This is a genomic window from Microbacterium bandirmense (genome assembly GCF_037204185.1).
GTDB classification, from domain to species: domain Bacteria; phylum Actinomycetota; class Actinomycetes; order Actinomycetales; family Microbacteriaceae; genus Microbacterium; species Microbacterium bandirmense.
The window spans coordinates 59,378-79,453 of record NZ_JBBDGM010000011.1; the positions used below are offsets into that span (position 1 = coordinate 59,378).

The 20,076-nt window shown below is 69.5% G+C and carries 17 protein-coding genes; 13 read left to right on the forward strand and 4 right to left on the reverse strand.

Translation table 11 applies throughout. The features are described from left to right. Positions 1-18: 18 nt before the first annotated feature. Positions 19-708, forward strand: coding sequence for a DNA-3-methyladenine glycosylase (locus WDU99_RS12915; protein WP_337332865.1), 690 nt, complete (start codon positions 19-21; stop codon positions 706-708). 10 nt (positions 709-718) lie between these two features. On the opposite strand, the gene WDU99_RS12920 is transcribed toward WDU99_RS12915, so the two are convergent. Together WDU99_RS12920 and WDU99_RS12925 are read right to left on the reverse strand one after the other, a co-directional pair. Further along, complete coding sequence (locus tag WDU99_RS12920; protein ID WP_337332866.1) at positions 719-1,723, reverse strand: LacI family DNA-binding transcriptional regulator; 1,005 nt, start codon at positions 1,721-1,723, stop codon at positions 719-721. Further along, the gene (locus tag WDU99_RS12925; RefSeq protein ID WP_337332867.1) at positions 1,713-2,918 is read right to left on the reverse strand and encodes a Gfo/Idh/MocA family protein; all 1,206 of its coding nucleotides are present in this window, start codon (positions 2,916-2,918) and stop codon (positions 1,713-1,715) included. The genes WDU99_RS12920 and WDU99_RS12925 overlap by 11 nt, the downstream gene beginning before the upstream one ends. A 315-nt stretch (positions 2,919-3,233) precedes the next feature. On the opposite strand from WDU99_RS12925, the gene rpmB reads away from it, so the two are divergent. From rpmB to WDU99_RS12960, 7 genes are all read left to right on the forward strand, one after another. Beyond that, on the forward strand, positions 3,234-3,470 hold the full coding sequence (gene rpmB / locus WDU99_RS12930; protein ID WP_071645079.1) for a 50S ribosomal protein L28: 237 nt from the start codon (positions 3,234-3,236) through the stop codon (positions 3,468-3,470). After that, positions 3,470-3,640, forward strand: coding sequence for a 50S ribosomal protein L33 (gene rpmG, locus WDU99_RS12935; RefSeq protein ID WP_046014935.1), 171 nt, complete (start codon positions 3,470-3,472; stop codon positions 3,638-3,640). Before rpmB ends, rpmG begins: the two co-directional genes overlap by 1 nt. 3 nt (positions 3,641-3,643) lie before the next feature. After that, positions 3,644-3,949 (forward strand): 30S ribosomal protein S14, encoded by a 306-nt coding sequence (rpsN, locus tag WDU99_RS12940; protein WP_313355641.1) that lies wholly within the window; start codon positions 3,644-3,646, stop codon positions 3,947-3,949. Between the two features lie 283 nt (positions 3,950-4,232). Beyond that, on the forward strand, positions 4,233-5,063 hold the full coding sequence (locus tag WDU99_RS12945; RefSeq protein WP_337332868.1) for a type IV toxin-antitoxin system AbiEi family antitoxin domain-containing protein: 831 nt from the start codon (positions 4,233-4,235) through the stop codon (positions 5,061-5,063). 304 nt (positions 5,064-5,367) lie between these two features. Then, entirely contained in the window at positions 5,368-5,655 is a 288-nt protein-coding gene (locus WDU99_RS12950; RefSeq protein ID WP_087129650.1) for an HU family DNA-binding protein, read from the forward strand. Positions 5,656-5,778: 123 nt separating this feature from the next. Continuing rightward, positions 5,779-7,782 (forward strand): bifunctional copper resistance protein CopD/cytochrome c oxidase assembly protein, encoded by a 2,004-nt coding sequence (locus WDU99_RS12955; RefSeq protein ID WP_337332869.1) that lies wholly within the window; start codon positions 5,779-5,781, stop codon positions 7,780-7,782. Continuing rightward, positions 7,772-8,359, forward strand: a complete 588-nt coding sequence (locus tag WDU99_RS12960; protein ID WP_337332870.1) for a hypothetical protein — start codon at positions 7,772-7,774, stop codon at positions 8,357-8,359. The genes WDU99_RS12955 and WDU99_RS12960 overlap by 11 nt, the downstream gene beginning before the upstream one ends. Before the next feature lie 26 nt (positions 8,360-8,385). On the opposite strand, the gene WDU99_RS12965 is transcribed toward WDU99_RS12960, so the two are convergent. After that, positions 8,386-9,942 (reverse strand): helix-turn-helix transcriptional regulator, encoded by a 1,557-nt coding sequence (locus WDU99_RS12965; protein WP_337332871.1) that lies wholly within the window; start codon positions 9,940-9,942, stop codon positions 8,386-8,388. A gap of 308 nt (positions 9,943-10,250) precedes the next feature. Between WDU99_RS12965 and WDU99_RS12970 the strand changes: the two genes are divergently transcribed. Beyond that, positions 10,251-14,549 (forward strand): DUF7927 domain-containing protein, encoded by a 4,299-nt coding sequence (locus WDU99_RS12970; protein ID WP_337332872.1) that lies wholly within the window; start codon positions 10,251-10,253, stop codon positions 14,547-14,549. A gap of 237 nt (positions 14,550-14,786) precedes the next feature. On the opposite strand, the gene WDU99_RS12975 is transcribed toward WDU99_RS12970, so the two are convergent. Then, on the reverse strand, positions 14,787-15,845 hold the full coding sequence (locus WDU99_RS12975; RefSeq protein ID WP_337332873.1) for a hypothetical protein: 1,059 nt from the start codon (positions 15,843-15,845) through the stop codon (positions 14,787-14,789). Positions 15,846-15,930: 85 nt separating this feature from the next. On the opposite strand from WDU99_RS12975, the gene WDU99_RS12980 reads away from it, so the two are divergent. From WDU99_RS12980 to WDU99_RS12995, 4 genes are all read left to right on the forward strand, one after another. Then, positions 15,931-17,331 (forward strand): ATP-dependent DNA helicase, encoded by a 1,401-nt coding sequence (locus WDU99_RS12980; protein WP_337332874.1) that lies wholly within the window; start codon positions 15,931-15,933, stop codon positions 17,329-17,331. 74 nt (positions 17,332-17,405) lie between these two features. Beyond that, a complete protein-coding gene (locus tag WDU99_RS12985) occupies positions 17,406-18,692 on the forward strand; it encodes a serine hydrolase domain-containing protein (RefSeq protein WP_337332875.1) in 1,287 nt (428 codons plus the stop codon). 40 nt (positions 18,693-18,732) lie between these two features. Then, positions 18,733-19,326 carry a hypothetical protein gene (locus WDU99_RS12990; protein ID WP_337332876.1) on the forward strand — a complete coding sequence of 198 codons (594 nt, stop codon included), beginning with the start codon at positions 18,733-18,735 and terminating at the stop codon, positions 19,324-19,326. Between the two features lie 103 nt (positions 19,327-19,429). Then, positions 19,430-20,011 carry a copper resistance CopC family protein gene (locus tag WDU99_RS12995; RefSeq protein ID WP_337332877.1) on the forward strand — a complete coding sequence of 194 codons (582 nt, stop codon included), beginning with the start codon at positions 19,430-19,432 and terminating at the stop codon, positions 20,009-20,011. The last annotated feature ends 65 nt before the right edge of the window (positions 20,012-20,076 follow it).

A 20,076-nucleotide genomic window follows, 5' to 3' on the forward strand; every position in this document is an offset into this window, starting at 1 on the left:
GGGCGAGGGGAGGATCGGATGCTGAGGCGCGCTGCGCGCGATGACCTGCTCGGGCTGCCGTTGGAGGTGGCACCCCGACTGCTCGGCGCCCAGCTGGTCACGGTCGTCGACGGCGTCGAGACGCGGCTGCGGATCACCGAGGTCGAGGCGTACCACGGGCTCGGCACCGGCAACGTGCCCGATCCCGGATCGCACGCGCGCATGGGGCCGACGGCGCGCAACGCCACGATGTGGGGCGAGCCCGGCCACCTGTACGTGTACCTGAGCCACGGCATCCACTCGTGCGTGAACGTCGTCTGCGGTCCTGAGGGGGTCGCCGGCGGAGTGCTGCTGCGCGCCGGCGAGGTGATCGAAGGATCGGATGCTGCCGCCGAGCGCCGCGGCATCGCCACGCCCCTGTCGCGCATCGCGCTGCGCGACCTGGCGCGCGGACCTGGCCGGCTCGGGCAGGCGGTGGGACTGCGGCACGCGCTGCACGACGGCATCGCCTTCGCCTCGGGCGCCGAGCAGAACGGCGCCACAGTCGCGCTGTGGTGGCCGGATGCCCCCGTGCAGGTCTCGTCGGGGCCACGGGTGGGCGTGGCCGGGGTCGCCGGGACGATGGCCTTCCCGTGGCGGTTCTGGATCACCGGAGACCCGACGGTTTCGCCCTTCCGCTGGGGGCGCGGGGCGGCCGACGCCGCACGTGCAATCGTCGACGGCGCGTGAGCGCGGCTGCTCAGTCGGTGACCGAGCAGCCGCACGACTCGCGCACGCGCAGCTGCGTCGCGAACTCGACGTAGCGCGGCACGGTGTCGGGCTCGAGCAGCGCGCGGATCGCCGTCTCGGCCATCTGCTCGCGCGGCTGCACGACGGTCGTGATGCGCGGCCACACGTAGTCGACCGCGGTCGTGCCGTCGAACCCGACGATGGCCACATCTTCGGGAACGCGCACACCGCCCTGGCGCAGCGCGGTCAGCAGGCCCGTGGCGATCTGATCCGAGGCCGCGAGCACGGCACGGGGCAGTGCGTCTCCCCGTGCCAGCTGCTGGCCCACGTCGTAGCCGCCCTCGTACGAGAACGTCGTGTGCACGAGCGCGCCCGGTGTCAGCTGTGCGGCGCCGAGCGCCTCCCGCCAGCCGCGCTCGCGGCCGTCGTGGCGCGCGGCGCTGCCGATGAAGGCGATGTCGGTGTAGCCGTGCTCGATCAGGTGCTCGACGCCCATCCGCGCGCCGGCGGCGAAGTCGACCCCGACGCCGGCGAGGCCGTCGGTGTCGCCGAACTGTCCGATCATGACGGTGGGGATGTTGAGGGTCTCGACGAGTGCCTGCTCGCCTGCGGTCAGCACGCTCGCGATGATCAGCCCGCTGACCTGCCGTGAGACGAGATCGCGGATCTGCTCGGACGTGGTCACCTGCATCCGGTCGCTGTTCACGATCAGCAGCTGCTTCGAGCGGTCGGCGCTCGCCTGGTCCAGCGCGTGGCACAGTTCGGCGAAGAAGGGGTTGCGGTTGTCGTTCACCAGCAGGCCGAGCATGTCGGCCTGCCCCTTCGACAGCGCGCGGGCCGCGAGGTTCGGCCGGTACCCGAGCACTCGCACGGCGTCGAGCACGCGCTCCTTGGTCAGCGGGGCGACCGCCTTGGGGCCGTCGTTGAGCACGTAGCTGACCACGGCTGTGCTCACACCGGCGTACCGGGCGACGTCGGCTCGGGTGACCGGGCGGGGTCGTGCGTCATCCGACATGCGGGTCTCCCATGTCGGGGATCGTCAGGCGCTCGCCGTCGCGTCGGGCGGATGCATGCGCGATCACGCCGGGAAGGGTGAACCGCGCCGCCTGCCAGGCGTTCACCGGTGGCAGGGTCTGGTCGGTCACGGCGCGCACGAAGTCATCGACCAGGAAGTGATGGCTGCCTTCATGGCCATTGGGCAGCGCTCGCAGCTCAGCGGGGATCCGCTCGCGGTCGGCGGCATGGATCTCGGCGTATCCCGAGACGAACGCCTCGCGCAGGGCGGGGGCGACGTGCGCGAGCGAGGGATCGCCGGGTGAGAGCGAGGCATGCGTGTCGATGAGGTGCGAGATGTCTTCGACGCCCTCGCGGTTCTGCCACACCGTCGTGGTCGCCAGCTGCTCGAAGGAGCCCTCGGTGCCGAACCAGCGGAAGCGGGACTCGCGCAGGTGTGAGGGGTACCCGACCCGGCGGAACTCGTTGACGCGCATCGATCCGCCTGCGGCGAGCTCGAACAGCGCTGTGGCGTTGGAGAAGTCGTTGTCGAACCGGCTCACCGAGCGGTCGAACACCCCGTCACCGCGCTGGTCGACCACGCCGATCGCCGATACCGCGGTCGCGTGCGTCGGCCAGGCGCCGAGCACGCCGCCGATCGAGTGCGTCGGGTACAGCAGCGGCGGGTAGCTGGCAGTGGACTTCCAGTCATCGCCCCCGGAGTACTGGTAGGCCTCGTAGAAGCCGAGGTCCATGTCGTGCACGTAATCGCCCTCGCCGTAGAAGAGGCGGCCGAAGGCCCCCTCGGCGAGCTTCTGGCGGGCGAACACCGTCGACGGGTTGTAGTAGCTGGTCTCGCCCATCATGTAGGTCAGACCGGTCTCGCGCACCGCATCGATGATCGCCGCGATCTCGTCGACCGTGATGGCCATGGGCACTGCCGAGTACACGTGCTTGCCGGCGCGCAGCGCCTGCACCACGAGCGGACCGTGCGTCCAGCGCTGCGTGAAGATCGCGACGGCGTCGAGCGGCGAGTCGAGCATCTCGTCGAAGCTGTCGAAAGTCCCGGCCAGTCCGGCGGAGCGCACCAGTTCATCGGCACGCGATGATATGACGTCGGTCACGTGCACGCCGGCGACGCCGGGGTGGTGATGGAACAGGGTTGCGAACTGACCGGCGAACTGGCCCGCGCCGACGAGCCCCAGAGTGAACGCCATGGCTTGAAGTCTTTCACCGGATATCTACGGGTGTCAACTGGAAAGGGGGTCCCGGAGCCTTGCCCCTCAGTAGGGCTCCGGAACCCCCGTGCTCCCCAGTGATCTACGCGGGTAGAGTAACACGGATCGCACAACAGCGCACCCGCTTTCCCGGGCCCGGGTGCGAAGTGCGCAGCTTCGTCGTGCTAGACTGACTCTTTGTCTGCGCGCTCTCCTGTGCGCAGTTCGCATGCTGTTGCCTTCCGGGGCGCGGTGTGCCGACAAGGGATCTTGGGTGGGGCCGTCCGGCCCCACGGTATTGAAGGAGTCACAACTATGGCAGCAGTGTGCCAGGTGACCGGTGCTGTTCCCGGCTTCGGTCACAACATCTCGCACTCGCACCGCCGGACGAAGCGCCGCTTCGACCCGAACGTGCAGAAGAAGACTTACTACGTGCCGTCGCTCGGTCGTAAGGTCACCTTGAACGTGTCCGCCAAGGGCATCAAGGTGATCGACGCTCGCGGTATCGAGAAGGTCGTCGCGGACCTCAAGGCGAAGGGTGTGAAGCTCTAATGGCCAAGAAGGCTCAGGACGTTCGTCCGATCATCAAGCTCCGTTCGACGGCGGGCACCGGTTACACGTATGTGACCAAGAAGAACCGTCGTAACACCCCCGACCGCCTCGTGCTGAAGAAGTACGACCCGGTGGTTCGCAAGCACGTCGAATTCCGAGAGGAGCGTTGATCCATGGCTAAGAAGAGCAAGATCGCTCGCAACGAGCAGCGCAAGGTCATCGTTGAGCGTTACGCAGAGCGTCGCGCCGAGCTGAAGAAGACCCTGGTCGACCCCAACGCGACCGACGAGGCCCGCGAGGCCGCACGCATCGGCCTGCAGAAGCTGCCGCGCAACGCGTCGCCCGTGCGCGTGCGCTCGCGTGACGCCATCGACGGCCGCCCCCGTGGCATGCTCACGAAGTTCGGCATCTCGCGTGTCCGCTTCCGTGACATGGCTCACCGCGGCGAGCTGCCCGGCATCACCAAGTCGAGCTGGTAAGCAGCATCCGCTTGCAGAAGGGGCGAGGATCATCACGATCCTCGCCCCTTCTGCGTGCCCGCCCGCACGTGCCCGGGCGCGGCCTCGCCCTCGCCCTCGCACGAAATGCAGGACTTCGCACGAAACGGAGGGCGCATTCGGGCATCCGACCCTGCGTTTCGTGCGATCTCCGTCGTTTCGGATGCCCGCACTCGTCCTCCACAACGGCGCTGCGCGCCGGAGTTGCTCACAATTCCCGTGATCCCGGCCCCGCGGGTGGTCGGTTCGGAGCGAGACTCTGCGGATGGATCCGGTTGAAGAGCTCCGCCGCCGCGGCGGCATCGCACGCACTCGCACGCTGATCGCGGCCGGCGTCTCGGCATACGCGCTGCGCCAGGCCAAGGCGGCGGGCGCGGTGATCCGGCCGCGGAACGGCTGGGTCGCGCTGCGCGACGACCCGACCCTGGCGCAGCTCACCGCCGAGCGCGGTGTGCTGCTGAGCTGCGTGACGCTCGCCCGAGCGCGTGGCCTGTGGGTTCCGGATGCCCGTGGAGTGCACGTCGCAGCGCCTCCACACGGCTCGCGCATCAGCGTGCCCGAGGGAGCGGTGGTGCATTGGGCGAAGCCCGTCGTGCCCCGAGATCCGGATGCTGTCGAGGACGACCTTCGCAACGCCCTCGCGCTGATCGCGCAGTGTCAGCCATTCGAGACGGCGCTGGTGATCTGGGAATCCGCGCTGAACAAGGGACTCGTCGACCGGCAGGCACTCGCCCGGCTGCCACTGCCCGCGGCTGCGGCGGCTGTGCTCGAGCGGGCGCGTCCGTTCGCCGACTCCGGCCTCGAGACGATCTTCATCCACCGGCTGGGCTGGCTGCGACTGCCCATGCTGCCGCAGGCCTGGGTGCTCGGCCGTCGTGTCGATCTGCTCATCGGCGAGCGGCTCGTGATCCAGATCGACGGCGCGACGCACACTGGTGCGCAGCGGACCCGTGATATCGAGCACGATGCGCTGCTCAAGCTGCGCGGCTATCACGTGCTGCGGTTCAGCTACGAGCAGATCATGGAGCACTGGGAGCAGGTGCAGGCCATCGTCATGGAGGCGATCGCCCAGGGGCTGCATCTTCCGCAGCAGTGAGTCGCACGAAATGCAGGACTTCGCACGAAACGGAGGGCGCATTCGGGCATCCGACCCTGCGTTTCGTGCGATCTCCGTCGTTTCGTGCGACGGCTCGCACATCGAACCCGCACACCCGGCGAACCGAAATCTGTGACGCATGTGACAGAAGTGGCCCGACACGCATGGAAAACACTCCGAAACCCGCGAAATGACGCGGAAATCCCGGTCTCGGTTGGTACATTCGAGGCGGTCGATCCGACCAACGGGGGAAAGCACCTCCGCACAACAAGAAATGCGACGGACATCGTCGCTGGAGGATGACATGGCTGACAAGTCCATCACCAAGACCGAGCTCGTCGCGAGCATCGCTTCCGCCACCGGCGAGAGCCAGGCCACGGTGTCGCGCGTGCTCGACTCGCTCTTCGGCACCGTCTCCGACGCTGTCGCCAAGGGCAGCAAGGTCTCGATCCCGGGCTGGATCTCGTTCGAGCAGGTCGACACCGCTGCCCGCACCGGCCGCAACCCGCAGACCGGCGCCGAGATCAAGATCCCGGCCGGCAAGCGCGTCAAGGTGACCGCAGGCTCCAAGCTGAAGGCAGCGGTCAAGTAAGACCGCTTCCGCGAAGAAGGGCCGTCCTCCGGGGCGGCCCTTCTTCATTCCCGGCCCACCTTCGCACCCACGGCAGGCTGCCCCCGGGCCGGGGCACACAGCTATTCGGCCTAGGCTGGAACGGTGAACCCGTACCGTCTCGCTGGCCTGGCGATCCTCGTCGTCAGTGCGGTCGCAGGGCTCATCGCCGCCCTCGTGATCGGCGGCGGTGCCGTGCCCCCGAAACTGCTCGACCCCGGCCCCATCGTCATGTGGGGACTCCCCGCCGTCAAACTGTTCGCCAACCTCGGCGCGGCCGCGATGCTCGGCTCGCTCGTGCTCGCACTGTTCGCCCTGCGCAGCGGGTCGCGCCCGTTCGATGTGGCGCTCGACACCGCATCCGTCGGAGCTGCGGTCTTCACCGTCGCATCCGGCCTCACCGCCTTCCTCACCTTCATGGCGGCGTTCAACCCTCAGCTCAGCGCCGACAACTCGTTCGGCGAGCAGTTCGGACGCTTCCTGCTCGAGCTGCCGCTGGGCCAGGCATGGCTGATCACCACGCTCATGGGCGCGGTGATCACCCTGCTGGTCTTCGGCTGGCGCAGCTGGACGGGCACGATGCTCACCGCGGTCCTCGCCGCCGCGGCGTTCATCCCGATGGCGACGCAGGGTCACTCGGGCGATGTCGAGGGGCACACCGTCGCGGTGAACTCGATCCTGCTGCACACCGTCGGCGCGGCCGTGTGGGTGGGCGGTGTGCTGCTGCTCGTGGTGCTGCGAGGGCTGGGCAAGAGGGCGAAGTCGGATGCTGACCGCATCGACCTCCCCGTGCTGGTCTCGCGGTACTCGTCGCTGGCGATCGCGGCGTTCGTGGTGGTCGCGGTCTCGGGCGTCGCCCGCACCGTCGTCGCCCTCGGAGAGTGGAGCGAACTGCTCTCGCCGTACGGGCTGATCGTGCTCGGCAAGGCCGCGCTGCTGCTCGGGCTCGGTCTGTTCGGCGCGTGGTACCGCCGCCGGCTGATCCCGCATCTGGCCGGAGAGCGCGAGAAGCGCGCGTTCTGGACCCTGATCCTGGGCGAGCTCGCGCTGATGGGCGCCGCTTCGGGCGCCGCTGCCGCGCTCGCGCGCACACCCCCGCCGCTCGGCGAGGAGGCGCCGGCGGTGCAGACCCCCGCGCAGCGACTGACCCGCTCGGAGCTGCCGCCAGAGCTGACCGTCGATCGCTGGTTCACCGCGTTCGACTGGGACATCCTGTGGATCGTCGCTGCCGGCTTCGGCGTGTTCCTGTACATCGTCGGTCTGCGGCGCATGCGTCAGCGCGGCGACCGCTGGCCGGTGCAGCGCACCGTGTTCTGGATGACCGGCCTCGCGCTGCTGCTGTGGGTCACGTGCGGCCCGATCAACGCGTATCAGGAGTACCTGTTCAGCGTGCACATGCTCGGTCACATGCTGCTGGGCATGGGCATCCCGCTGCTGCTGGTGATGGGCGCCCCCGTCACCCTCGCGCTGCGCGCGATCCACAAGCGCGACGACGGCACACGCGGCGGACGCGAGTGGATCCTGTGGGCGGTCAACTCGCCGTACTCGCGGTTCATCACCCACCCGTTCGTCGCCGCGGGCGTCTTCGTGCTCTCGCTGTGGGCGTTCTACTTCTCCGACCTGGTGCGCTGGGCGATGTACGACCACCTGGGTCACGAGTGGATGATCATCCACTTCCTCATCTCGGGCTACCTGTTCGTGCTCACGCTGGTCGGCGTCGATCCGATCCCGTACCGGCTGCCGTACGCCGGCCGCCTGATCACCCTGATCGCGGTGATGGCCACGCACGCGTTCTTCGGCATGGCGATCATGATGCAGGAGGGGCTGATGGTCGCCGAGTGGTTCGGGTCGATGGGTCGCACCTGGGGCCCGACGCCGATGGAGGACCAGTACATCGGCGGCGGCATCGCGTGGTCGGTGGGCGAGATCCCGACGCTGATCCTCGCGATCACCGTCGCGATCCAGTGGTCGAGATCGGATGCCCGACTGCAGCGTCGACGCGATCGGCACGCCGATCGCACGGGCGATGCCGAGCTGGAGGAGTACAACGCCAAGCTCGCGAAGATGGCCGCGCGGGACCGTCGCCAGGCGGTGCGCGATGGCGGCTGAGCGGGTCGACGGACATCGGCCGGCGCAGATCGGCTCCGGGCAGGCAGCTCCGGCGCTGGGCATGACGCGTCGGCATCTGCGCATCGCGGCGTTCGCCGCGGTGCAGGTCTTCCCGATCCTCGCGCTGGCGCCGCTGATGCCGCAGGTCGCCGCGTGGTCGCCGCCGGCGTACGCGGCGCTCGCGGGTGCGCAGACGCTGTTCATCTTCGCGGCGCGGCGCATGGTCGGCCTGCGATGGTCGGCGACCGTCGCCGCGGCCATGGTGGCGGTGCTCGTGGGACCCTTCAGTGCCGTCGGCTGGCTCATCGCCGTGCCGCTGATGATCGCCGGCGCGGCGTTCGACGGGATGATGTGGATGCTGGAGCGCTCGCGGTTGCCCGTGGTGCTGCTGCACGTGCTGATCGGCGGGGTGGTCGGGTCGGCGCTGTTCGTCGTCTCGCTGCCGGTGATGTCGGCGGAGCACCTGCAGCCGGGGCTTCTGCTGGCGACGTGGCTGAGCAGGGTCGTGACATCGGTGTGCGGCTCGTGGCTGTCAGCCCGCCTGGTGGCTGCCCTGCATCGCGCGGGCGTGCGCTGACCTGATCAGCCGGTCGGCGCGTGCAGTTATCTCTCCGAGGCTGAGATGAGACCGCGATCGAGTGCGATCGCGATGGCCGTCTCGCGGTCTTGCGCGTCCAGCTTGCGGTAGATGCTGCGCCGATGCGATTTGACCGTGTGGACCGAGAGCCTGAGGTGATCGGCGATGCCGGCGATCGACGGGACCGTGGCCATGACCCGCAGGACGGCGATCTCGCGGTCGGTGAGCTGAGCTGCCGGTGTGTCGAAGCCGAGCAGTGAGCACGTCGGCAGCTCCTCGGCGATGGCGGTGTATCCCGCGTCGCTGAGGGCGGTGCGCACACTGTCGCAGTCGGCCGGCGGCAGCAGGGCGACCGGCAGGCGGAGCCCGGTCGCGAGCAGCTGCTCGCCGAGGTGTTCGACGGCCGCGCGCCTGCGTCGTGCGCCGGGTATCCGCAGCGTGCATGCGGCTTCGACCGTCGCCGCTTCGACGGAGACCCGCGAAGTATCGGCGCGCTCCGAGGCGACGCGTGCGTCGTGCAGAGCGGACCCGATCCGTCCGCGGGAGAGTGCTATCCGCGCGGACGCGACGTACTTCACCGCAGACGGTCCCTCGAAGCGCTGAAGCGCTCGCTCAGCGGCATCCGCATTCCCCATCGCGAGGTGCAGCAGCGACCGCACGGCGGCCAGTTGAGAGCGCGCACCTGCGCGGCGCCCCTCAGGGCCACGCAGGGTGATGAAGGCGTCGAGGCCGGCGAGTCCCGCCGCGGCGCGTCCTTCCACCAGCGCGACGAGGGCCTCGGTGGACGCGACCGCCTGCCAGTGCTCGATGGTGCGCCGATCATGCACCATGGCGTCGAGGTGCGCACGCGCGGCCGGCGCATCGAAACGCTCCAGGGCGAGCATCGCCTCGCCGACCCGGTAGAAGGTGCCGGGGTACCAGGATCGCTGTACGTCGGTCCAGCGATCCTCGCGGGCGATGGCCGCGTATGCCCCCGCCTCGCCGAGATCTCCGTCGAGCGCGTGGATGCCGCAGAGCATCGACGGGTTGGCGAACCCCGAGGCGTGCGTGGGCGTAGGGGACTCGGCAAGGCCGCGCTGAAACGCGTACAGCGCATCGCCAGTGCGTCCGCCGTAGTACAGGCTGATCCCGAGGTGAGCGTAGATCTGCGCTCGAGCCGAGACCCGGGCGAGCGCGGCGGCGTCCATCCGCTCGAGGGCCGCGATGGCCGCGCGTGCGGGCCGCACGGCAAGGGCGGGGCGGCCGATGAGCCGGAACGCGGCGCTCTCGGCGGTGAGGACAAGCACGCGGTCGACGGGATTCGCCGTCTGCCGGGATGAGCGGACGGCGAAGATCGCCGACGCGAAGTACCGCATCCCTCGTGCACGCCGCTGCGGGCTCAGGTTGTACCCCATGCCCAGCAGCATCAGCAGCGGTGGGTGCTCGCGAAGCGACGCAGGCGGAACCTGCTCGAGGGCTTCGATCACACCGCTGCGAAGGCTGAGGGCGAGATCGAACCAATGGTCGCGGGTGATGGATACGGCGGCTTCGAGATCGCCTCTGCCGGCCGCCTCGGCGAGTCGTGTCGCATGTGAGCGATCCACGTAGTCGACGGAGGCGTCCGGGAGCATGGTGCCGTCGAGTGAGGAAGGGCGCTGCTCGCTTGTGATGGTGCCCTCGGCTTTCTGTCCCCAACCCGCCCATGCTAGCCGGTCGCCAGGGGGGTGAGGAGGGGGATGAGGTTTCCGCGGATTGGGCTCGGAACATGTGCGCAGTCGCTTGGATTGCACTGCGCGCGCTGGCGGAGCCGGCGACGGCGCAGCGTCCTTGGAGGGGGAACTCGATGATGGCCAGAGTCACGCGGTATTTCCGACGCGGTGCGCGCACCACGGACGGCGCAACGGTGGGGACCGTGCGTCGCAGCACGGCGATGGCGGCGGTGCTCAGCCTTGTGAGCGCTGCCCTCGTCGTGTTCGGGGCCGTGACCCCGGCTGCGGCCGCCACCGTCGGTGGGACCGTGTCGCTGGGCGGCAACACGTACTTCGCCTATGTCGACGATGGCGAGCAGCTCGACGTGCGGTTCGAGAAGTGGAACAACCTGGGTTCGGAAGGCTCGGGCGTGCGCTTCCGGGTGACCGACCCGGCGGGCGACGTGCACATGGACTGCATGAGTGAGCTCGGTGCAGCAGCGGGGGATCTCTGCGAGGCGAGCGCACTGACCGGTCCTGCCGGGGTCTGGATCATCGAGGAGATTCCGGTCGAAAACGTCACCGACGGCTACCTGCGGTCTGCTTCGAACAGCCGGTTCCTCTGGGATGTCATGGTCAGCGACGCCGAGGGGGAGATCCCGGGTCGCGTCTGGACCGACCTCTACATGGCCTACGACGGACCGGGAAGCAGCGGCGGCTATGACGTCGCGCTGTGGGCGGTCAGTGAGTTCGGAGCCGTCTACAGCATCGCGCTGAACGGCTTCATCGGCGGCGGCTGGTCTCTGGACAGCAACGCCTTCGGCATCGTCGACGGTGAGACGTGCACCCCCCTGTACCACTCGACCCCGACACCGGGGAACGTGCCAAGATACAACCAGGCCGGCGCGGAGTGCGGCGACCCGTACTGGCTGTTCTTCGATGCCCCGGCCGATGATCTGCCGACCTCCGCACCGTCTGCGCGCGGCGAACTGTGGGTGCTCCCCGAGGTGGCGACGCCGACGGTGAGCGATCTGGCCTTCGCGCGTGACGCCGCCGGCTCGTGGGCCGGCTCGTTCTCCTACGGACTGGCCGGGTTCACCGGTGCGTACGAGCTGCGCATCGACGTCGACGGCGACGGCGCCTTCGACGGTGCGACCGATCGCGTCGTGCCGCTGGGCGGATCGGCGGGTGCGCACACCTACACGTGGGACGGACGTGACGGCCAGGGTGCCCTGATCGATCCGTGCACGGCGCTCACGGCCGAGGTCGCGATCGATCGCGCCGACGAGCTGCACATGGTGCTCGCCGACGTCGAGGCCGTGCGTGAGGGTCTGCGGGTCGAGCAGCTGCGCGGCAACTCGCCGGGCAGCACCTCCCTGCACTGGGACGACTCGACCATTTCGACCGACGGAAAGACCTCGGTGACGTCACCGCTCGACGCATCGGCGGGAGTCGACAGCAGCGACGGCGTGCACCGCTGGGAATCCACGGGGAGCAACCCGTGGGGCAACCAGGTCGCGTCCGATCACTGGGCGTACAGCGACGTGGACGCATCGGCGTCGATCCCGCTGGCCGCCGGCTGCCTCGAGGTCGACAAGTCGTCGGACGCCACCGCCGATACCCGCGCGGGTGACACCGTCACCTACACCGTGATGGCGACCAACACCGGCAGTGCGGACTACACCGTCGACAACCCGGCGGTCGTGATGGATGACCTCGCCGGCGTGCTCGACGACGGCGTGTTCGCAGACGACGCCAGGGCCGACCGCGACGGGACGCTCTCGTACCAGGAGCCGCTGCTGGCCTGGAACGGCGCACTCGCCGTGGACGAGAGCGTGACGCTCACGTACTCCGTCGTGCTGGGGAGCGGGGGCGATCGCGACGTGAGAAACATCGCCTGGGCGCCGAAGGACCCGCAGGATGCTCAGACGCCGGTCTGTGAAGGAGCAGGCGGCACCGACCCGGTCACCGGCGAGTCGTGCGCCGAGGTGCGCTACCCCCTGCCGGCGCTGACCGTCGCCAAGACGGCCGATCGCACGGATCTGCCGGCTGTGGGCGAGCGCGTGGAGTACCAGGTCGTCGTCGCGAACCCCGGCCCCGGCGACTACACCGACACGGCACCGGCGACCATGACCGATGACCTCTCCGATGTGCTCGACGACGCCACGATCGTGTCCGGTTCGCTCGCGGCGACCGTCGGCGATGTCGGGATCGACGGCGCGCAGCTGTCGTGGACCGGTGCGCTCGCCGCCGAGGAGTCGGCGACGATCACCTACACCGTGGAATACACCGGCGAGGGGGATCGCGTGCTCACCAACCGTGCCTGCGTTCCGGCCGATCAGGTCATCGGCGAAGCGTGCGACACGGTACTCGTCCCCGGCTCCGGCCTGGATCAGTGGAAGAGCGTGAGCTCGTCCGATTCGCCGGTGGTCGCCGGCAGCGTGCTCACCTACACGCTCCACTTCGTCAACGACGGCGCAGCCGCCGCCCTCGTGGACGCGGTCGACGATCTGCGACACGTCACCGACGACGCCGAGGTCAGCACCGAGCCGGCGGCCGAGTCGGGCTTGCAGGCGGTCCGCACCGGCGACGCGATCGCCATCACGGGCAGTGTCCCTGCCGGTGAGACCCGCACGGTCACGTATCAGGTGACCGTGCTCCCCGACAGCGAGCGCGGCGACGACGTGGCGGCGAACTTCCTGCTCGAGCAGGGTCAGGTTCCGCCCGCGCAGCCGGTATGCGAACCGACCGACGACCAGCGCCCGGATTGCACCACGACGCCGATCGCCGCGGTCACCTATGCCAAGGCCGTGGTCGCCTCGAGCGATCCGGTCGAAGAGGGCACGACTCTGACCTACACCGTCACCGTCCGCAGCACCGGGGCGGCGACGACTCAGGTCGATCGCGAAGACGTCCTCACCGGCGTGCTCGACGACGCCGAGCTGACCTCTGCGCCGGCATCCGACACGGCATCCGTGACCGTCGCGGCGGTCGAGGACGGCCGCTTCCGCATCGGCGGAGAGCTGGCCGCGGGCGAGACCGCGCACATCACGTACGAGGTGATGGTGCTCCCGCAGGATGAGCGCGGCGACGATTCCGCCGACAACTTCCTCGTCACCCCCGGCGCCGATGCGCCGGACGACTGTGCGCCCGGGTCCGACCAGTGCACCAGCACTCCGCTGCCCAGGATCGCTGCCGTGAAGTCGTCGGACCCCGCGTCCGGCGAGGACGTGCAGGCCGGTCAGGAGGTGACGTACACGCTGACCTTCACCAACTCCGGTGGTGCCGCGGGCACGGTCGACCACAGCGACCGCCTCGCCGGGGTGCTCGATGATGCGGATATCGATGCCGAGGTCGTCGTGTCGGATGCTGCCCTGACGGCCGTGCGCGACGGCGAAGACCTGCTCGTCGGGGGCATCCTCGCTGCGGGGCAGAGTGTCACCGTCAGCTACACCGCCACGGTGCGCGCCGACGGCGATCGCGGCGACAACCGCCTCGCGAACGTGCTCGCTCGAGCGGATGTCATCGATACCGACTGCGATGACGCCGGCGTCTCCTGCACCGTGCACCCGATCGGCGAGCTCGATGACTGGAAGACGGTCGATCCGGCATCCGGCTCCTCCGTGCAGCCGGGGCAGGTCGTCACCTACACGCTCCACTTCGAGAGCACGGGCACCGCTCCGGTGAGCGTCGCCACCGAAGATGTGCTCGCGGGCGTGCTGGACGACGCGGCGATCACCTCGGCCCCACGCGCATCCGACGAGGCGCTGAGCGTGTCCGCCGTCGAGGACGGTCGGTTCTCGGTGACCGGTGAGCTGGAGCCCGGCGCGCACGTCACCGTGACGTACGCGGTCACAGTGAACGCCGACGGTCAGCGTGGGGACGACCGTCTCGCCAACGCGATCGTGCCGGCAGGCGAGGATCCGGCCGAGACCTGCGAACCCGTCGACCAGGAGCGCCCGGACTGCACTGTGAACCATGTCTCGCACGTCGTGGCTTCGAAGTCGGCCGATCCCGAGAGCGGCACCCATGTGGGCGAGGGACGTTCGGTGACGTACACGCTGACGTTCCGCAATGTCTCCGCGAACCCGGAGGCCGCACCGGCAGCGATCGACTTCACCGATCACCTGCGTGGCGTGCTCGACGACGCCGACCTGATCGAGGGGCCCGCCACGAAGGGTGCGGGTGCCACTGCAGAGAGGTCTGCCGAGGGCATCCGGGTTACGGGCGCCATCGCGCCGGCGACCACCGTGATCGTCACCTACACCGTGAAGGTCCGCTCGTGGGACGAGCAGGGCGATCATGAGCTCGGCAACGTCGTCGCTGTCACCGGCGAGCAGCCGCTGTGCGCGCCCGACTCGGATCTGTGCACGATCCATCCGCTCGATGAGAACCCTCCGCTCGCCGCCACGGGTGGTGAGGTCCCCGCGGCTGTCTGGGGCGCCGGAATCCTGTTGCTGCTCAGCGGAGCTGCGGCCCTGCTGATCAGGGCACGCAGGATGCGGCTGAGCGCCCAGGACTGATTCGAACCGCGCGTCAGGTGCGCCCCCCCCGTCGGCCTGGGCCGACGGGGGGCGCAGCTCAGAATTGCGCCCTCGCGCACGCATCCGCCCATTCGCGTTCGCACGAAATGCAGGACTTCGCACGAAATGGAGGGCGCATTTCAGCATCCGACCCTGCATTTCGTGCGGTCTCCTGCGATTCGGTCGTCGACCCGAGCGAACTCGGATGCTGACGTCGGCGCCGTCAGCGAGGCGCGGTCAGCCGGGCGATCCCACGCGGATCGACACCGAGCCGTCGGGCAGCACGGCGATGGTGCCGTTGACCTTGAAGGGCACGTCCTCCGACAGCTCGTGCACCGTGCCGTCGTAGAGCGACTGGATCTCGACGTCGATGTGCGCCATGGCGTCGACCGCGGGGATCGCCCAGCTCGCGCCGTCGGGCACGACGGTGACCTGCGGCTGCTCGGTGATCGACCACTCAGGCATCGACCCGGGGGCGAGCCGGTTCTGCACCTCGAGTCCGAACGGGCACGAGGTCGGCTGCAGCACCTCCTGCTCGGCGCAGGCGGTGAGGAACTGCTCGACCTGCTTCTGCACGACCTCGGTGAACTTGGCGGTGGGTTGTGCCTGCACGTCGATCGGGGTGCTGGCCGTGGCCGTGTCGGCGAGCACGCTGACCCCGGGGGTGGTGGCGATGGCCGAGTCGACGGTGACCGAGTACACACCGGGAGTGAGTACGAGCAGGTGCAGTGGGTCGAGGGGGTCCGCGTCCTCGGCGTGCGCGATCTGCCGCCGGTCGATTGCGAAGCCGTTGACGGCGAAGGTGTCGGATCCGCGCACAGTCAGTTCGATCTCGGCCAGCGGGCTGTCGTGGAAGCGCCATTCGGGAGTCACGCCGGTCCAGCCGTTCTGCACCACCGAGAACGTCGACGTGCCTTCGACGCCGTTGGCGCGGTACGAGACGCGCACCTCGTGGACGCCGTCCTTCTCGATGTCCGAGATGATCTCGATGTCGTCGAGCGGGGCGAGCACCGAGTTGCGCAGCAGCGCCTCGGATGCGGTGCCGTGGATGCCCGCCTGCTGCAGCACGGCGAGGTCGAGCGCCACACCCGGCAGCCGCAGCGCGTCGGCGGCCCGTCCGGACGCGAGCAGGTCGAGGTAGCGGTGCACGAAGGCGGAGGGGCTGTAGAACTGTCGGTACAGCGAGACACCGCCGGCGCCGATCGCGGCCAGCAGCAGCACACCGACCAAGCCCAGGATGCTCAGGTCGACAGCGAGGCGCGCACGCCCGCGTGACACCGTCCGCCCCTGCATCATGGCGCTCAGTCTAGGGACGCCCGCTGTGACGGCGCCGTGTGCCGACGCACGCCGACGCGGGCCGACCTCGAACTAGCATGGGTGGGTGTCCGCGCCCGCCCTCTCCGATGAGCAGCAGCAGCTGTTCCGGCTGATCGAAGACACCGACGAGCACGTCTTCGTCACCGGCCGCGCCGGTACCGGCAAGTCGACGCTGCTGCAGTACTTCGCCTGGAACACGAAGAAGCAGATCGCGATCTGCGCCCCGACCGGCGTCGCGGCACTGAACGTCGAGGGACAGACGATCCACTCGCTGTTCCGGCTGCCGATCGGCCTGATCGCCGAGAGCGAGATCGATCAGAGCGATGCCACCCGGCGCATCCTCAATGCGATCGAGACGCTCGTGATCGACGAGATCTCGATGGTCAACGCCGACCTGATGGATGCCATCGACCGGTCGCTGCGTCAGGCCAGGGGCAAACGCGGCATCCCCTTCGGCGGGGTGCAGGTGGTGATGTTCGGCGATCCGTACCAGCTGGCGCCGGTGCCGCCGCGTGGCGATGAGCTGCGGTACATCCAAGATCATTACCGCTCGTTCTGGTTCTTCGACGCGAAGGTGTGGACCGGGGGCCTCCCTTCGACAGGCTCAGGGACCCAACAGCAGGGGGCCATGCTCGACCTGGGCACCCACGGCGCGAAGCTGCACGTGCATGAGCTCGTGCACATCCACCGGCAGTCCGACGACGGCTTCAAGGCGATGCTGAACGCGGTGCGGTACGGCCGGGTGACGGCCGAGATCGCCGGCACGCTGAACGCGCAGGGGGCGAGGACCCCACCGGAGCCCGAGCCGGGCGAGGTGCCGATCATCACCCTGGCCACCCGCAACGACATCGTCAACGGCATCAACAAGCGACACCTCGCGGCCCTCCCCGGTCGCGAGCAGACCGCGCACGCCGAGGTCAGCGGCGACTTCGGGCGCGGCGAGGCGAACTATCCGGCCGACGCCGAGCTGAAGCTCAAGGTCGGCGCGCAGGTGATGTTCCTGCGCAATGACACGGCGATGCAGGGCGAGCCGCCGCGGTGGGTGAACGGTTCGATCGGCACGGTGACCCGCATTCTCGGCGGCACCGTGCGCGTCGATGTCGACGGTGAGGAGTTCGACGTCGAGCCCGCGGTGTGGGAGAGGTTCCGCTACGCGTACAACCCGGGCACGAAGACGCTGACGCGCGAGGTGGCCGCCGAGTTCACGCAGTTCCCGCTGCGGCTGGCGTGGGCGGTGACGATCCACAAGTCGCAGGGCAAGACCTACGACCGGGCGATCGTCGACCTCGGCTCGGGGGCGTTCGCCCCTGGTCAGACCTACGTCGCCCTGTCGCGCCTGACGGCGCTCGACGGACTGTACCTCTCGCGGCCGCTGCGCCCCAGCGACATCCGCGTCGATGAGGATGTGCGGCGGTTCATGCGCGAGGCGTGGGAGGCCAGGCAGGCCGAGAAGGTTGGCGGCTGAGCGGATGCCCGACACTGGCGGCCTTTCAGGTATCGGCCTCTAGACTCGGAGAGTCCAGCCCCGGGAGAGTCTTCATGCAAGTACGTTCGTCGCGCCGCGTGCGCGCTGTCGTGGGAGGCGCACTCGCGCTCGCCCTGGCCCTCACCGGATGCTCCGGATCGACGCCCGAGTTCACCTACACGCCACCGGAGCAGGTCGACGCGGCTCTGCCCGAGGACGTCACCGCTCAGCTGCAGTCGGCCGTCGACAGGGCGATGGTCACGACCGGTGCGACCGGTGCGATCGTCGGTGTCTGGGTGCCGTGGAGCGGGCAATGGGTCACGGGCGTCGGCACGCAGAGCGGCGGCGAAAGCGCCAAGGTGACCAAGGACATGACGTTCCGCATTGCGGATGTCACCCGCCTGATGACCTGCGACGTGCTGTACGGCATGGCCGACGCCGGCGAGGTCGAACTCGAAGCACCGGTGACCCAGCACGTGTCGGGCGTCGCCGACCTCGAGGACATCACCCTGCTCGACCTGTGCAACGGCACCAGCGGCGTCGGCTCGTCCGAGGCGAAGGCGAAGCCTTTCTGGCTGAAGACGCCCGCGCGGGAGTGGGCTCCGCTGCGCCTGGCCAGCTACGGCCTCGGTGTCTCCCGCACGGCCGCGCACACCGCGTACCGCGACTCCGACGCCGGGTACATCCTGCTCGGTCTCGCCCTGGAGCGGGTGTCGGGCAAGACCGCCGCCGAGCTGATCGACGAGTACGTCACGACGCCTTTGGGACTGGCATCCACCTCATTGCCGTCTCCGGTGGCCGCCGCACCCAAGCCCGGTCCGTCGCTGGACGGCAACTACCTGCCGCCCGCCGAAGGCGGCGGCTACGACTGCGCGGCCCCGATCGACATCACCAAGAGCTCCTCGAGCATCGGCTTCACCGACTCGGGCGTCACCTCGAACATCACCGACCTCGGCCGCTACGTGCAGGCCGAGGCGCGTCAGGCTCTGCGGGCCGAGGGTGCCGAGCCGGCACGCTTCGCAGAGCCGCTGCCGACGTCGTCGAAGGCGCCGAGCTGGTACCAGGCCACCGGCGGCGCGCTGATGGTGGGTTCGATGATCGGGCAGCAGGGCTGGGTTCCCGGCTACGCGACGGCCGCCTATTCCGACCCGGCCACCGGGTTCACGGTCGCGGTGACCCTGAACAACTCCTCGGCGGGCGGCTCGATCGCCGCCTACCTCGCGTGGCAGCTCGCCGCGATCGCCTCGAAGGCACCGGCCGCCGAGGGGCAGACCGCTCCCGAGTTCGGCCTGCCGTTCACGGCGGAGCAGTACGGTCAGAGCATCGCCGACGCCGCGATCTGCTCGCCGCCGGCGGAATGATCGCAGCGGCCGATCCGGCCGCACGTGAGAGGATGGGCGGGTGCGCCCCTCCCGGAGAATCCCGCTGCTGCGTGGGTTCGTCGGCGCCACGTTCGCGACGTTCGTCGCGCTGATGTCGCATGCGGTGGTCGACGGCGCGATGCCCGGGATGCTGGGCGTGATCGTGCCGTGGCTGCTCTCGCTGATGATCAGCACCCTGCTGGCCGGGCGCCGGCTCTCGGTCCTGCGCCTCAGCATCGCCGTCACGTTCTCGCAGGGGCTGTTCCACATGCTGTTCGTGCTGGGTGGCATCACCCCGCGGGGTGGCTTCGCCCCGCACGTGCACGGCGCTCTGCCGGTGCTGTCCGACGGCGGCGTGGTGCTGATCCCCGAGAGCGCCGGCATGTGGGTCGCCCACGGTGTCGCCGCGGTGCTCACCGTGATCGCCCTGCACCGTGGTGAGCGCATCCTGCGTGCCCTGCTGGCTGCAGCATCCGATGTCGCCGCCTGGCTGCGGCGAGCCGTCGTCGTCACCGCTCTCGTGCGCCCCGCCGCGCCGACGCGGCGGCGCTGGGTCGCTGTCGACGCGCCCCGGCCGCGCCCCCGCCACCTCACCGCGCTGCGTCGGCGCGGGCCTCCGCTGCGTCTGATCTGATCCGCCGCGACGCCGGGATCATCCCGGAGTCGCGTGAACCCGGGCGCACTCGCCCGCACAGATGCAGACGCCGCAGCCCGCGGCACCCGAAGAGAGGCTTTCCATGTTCCGATTCCGTACCGCCCTGGCCGCCGCGGCCGTGGCCGTCGTCGCCGGTCTCGCCGTCGCAGCGCCGGCCTCCGCGCACGACGAGCTCATCTCGAGCTCGCCGGCCGCCGACGAGCAGGTCACCACCGTGCCCGAGCAGATCACGCTGACGTTCTCGAACGAGCTGCTCGCGCTCGAGGAGAACTCCGGCACCGCGATGATCGTCGAAGACGCCTCCGGCGAGGACTGGGTGGCCGGTGCCCCCGAGGTCGTCGCCGACACCGTCACCGTGCCGCTCGAGCCCGGCATGCCCAACGGCAGCTACCTGGTGACCTGGAAGGTCGTCTCGAGCGACGGGCATCCGACTTCGGGCGAGTACTCGTTCTCGCTCGCGGCTGCCGACGCGCCTGCGGTGGAGCCGACACCGACTGCCGAGCAGACCATCGCGCCTGTCGAGACCGAGACGCCTGAGCCGACCGTGACGCCGATCTCGGCGCCTGCCGATGGGGCTCCGTGGCCGCTGCTGATCGGCCTGGGCGTGGTCGTGCTGGCCGGCGTGGTCGTGCTGATCGTCATCCTGACGCGCCGCAAGCGCTGACGGCATCCCTGTTCCTGCGTGTTGCGGGCGGCGTGCCGCGTCGCCCGCAACACAGCAGAATGGAG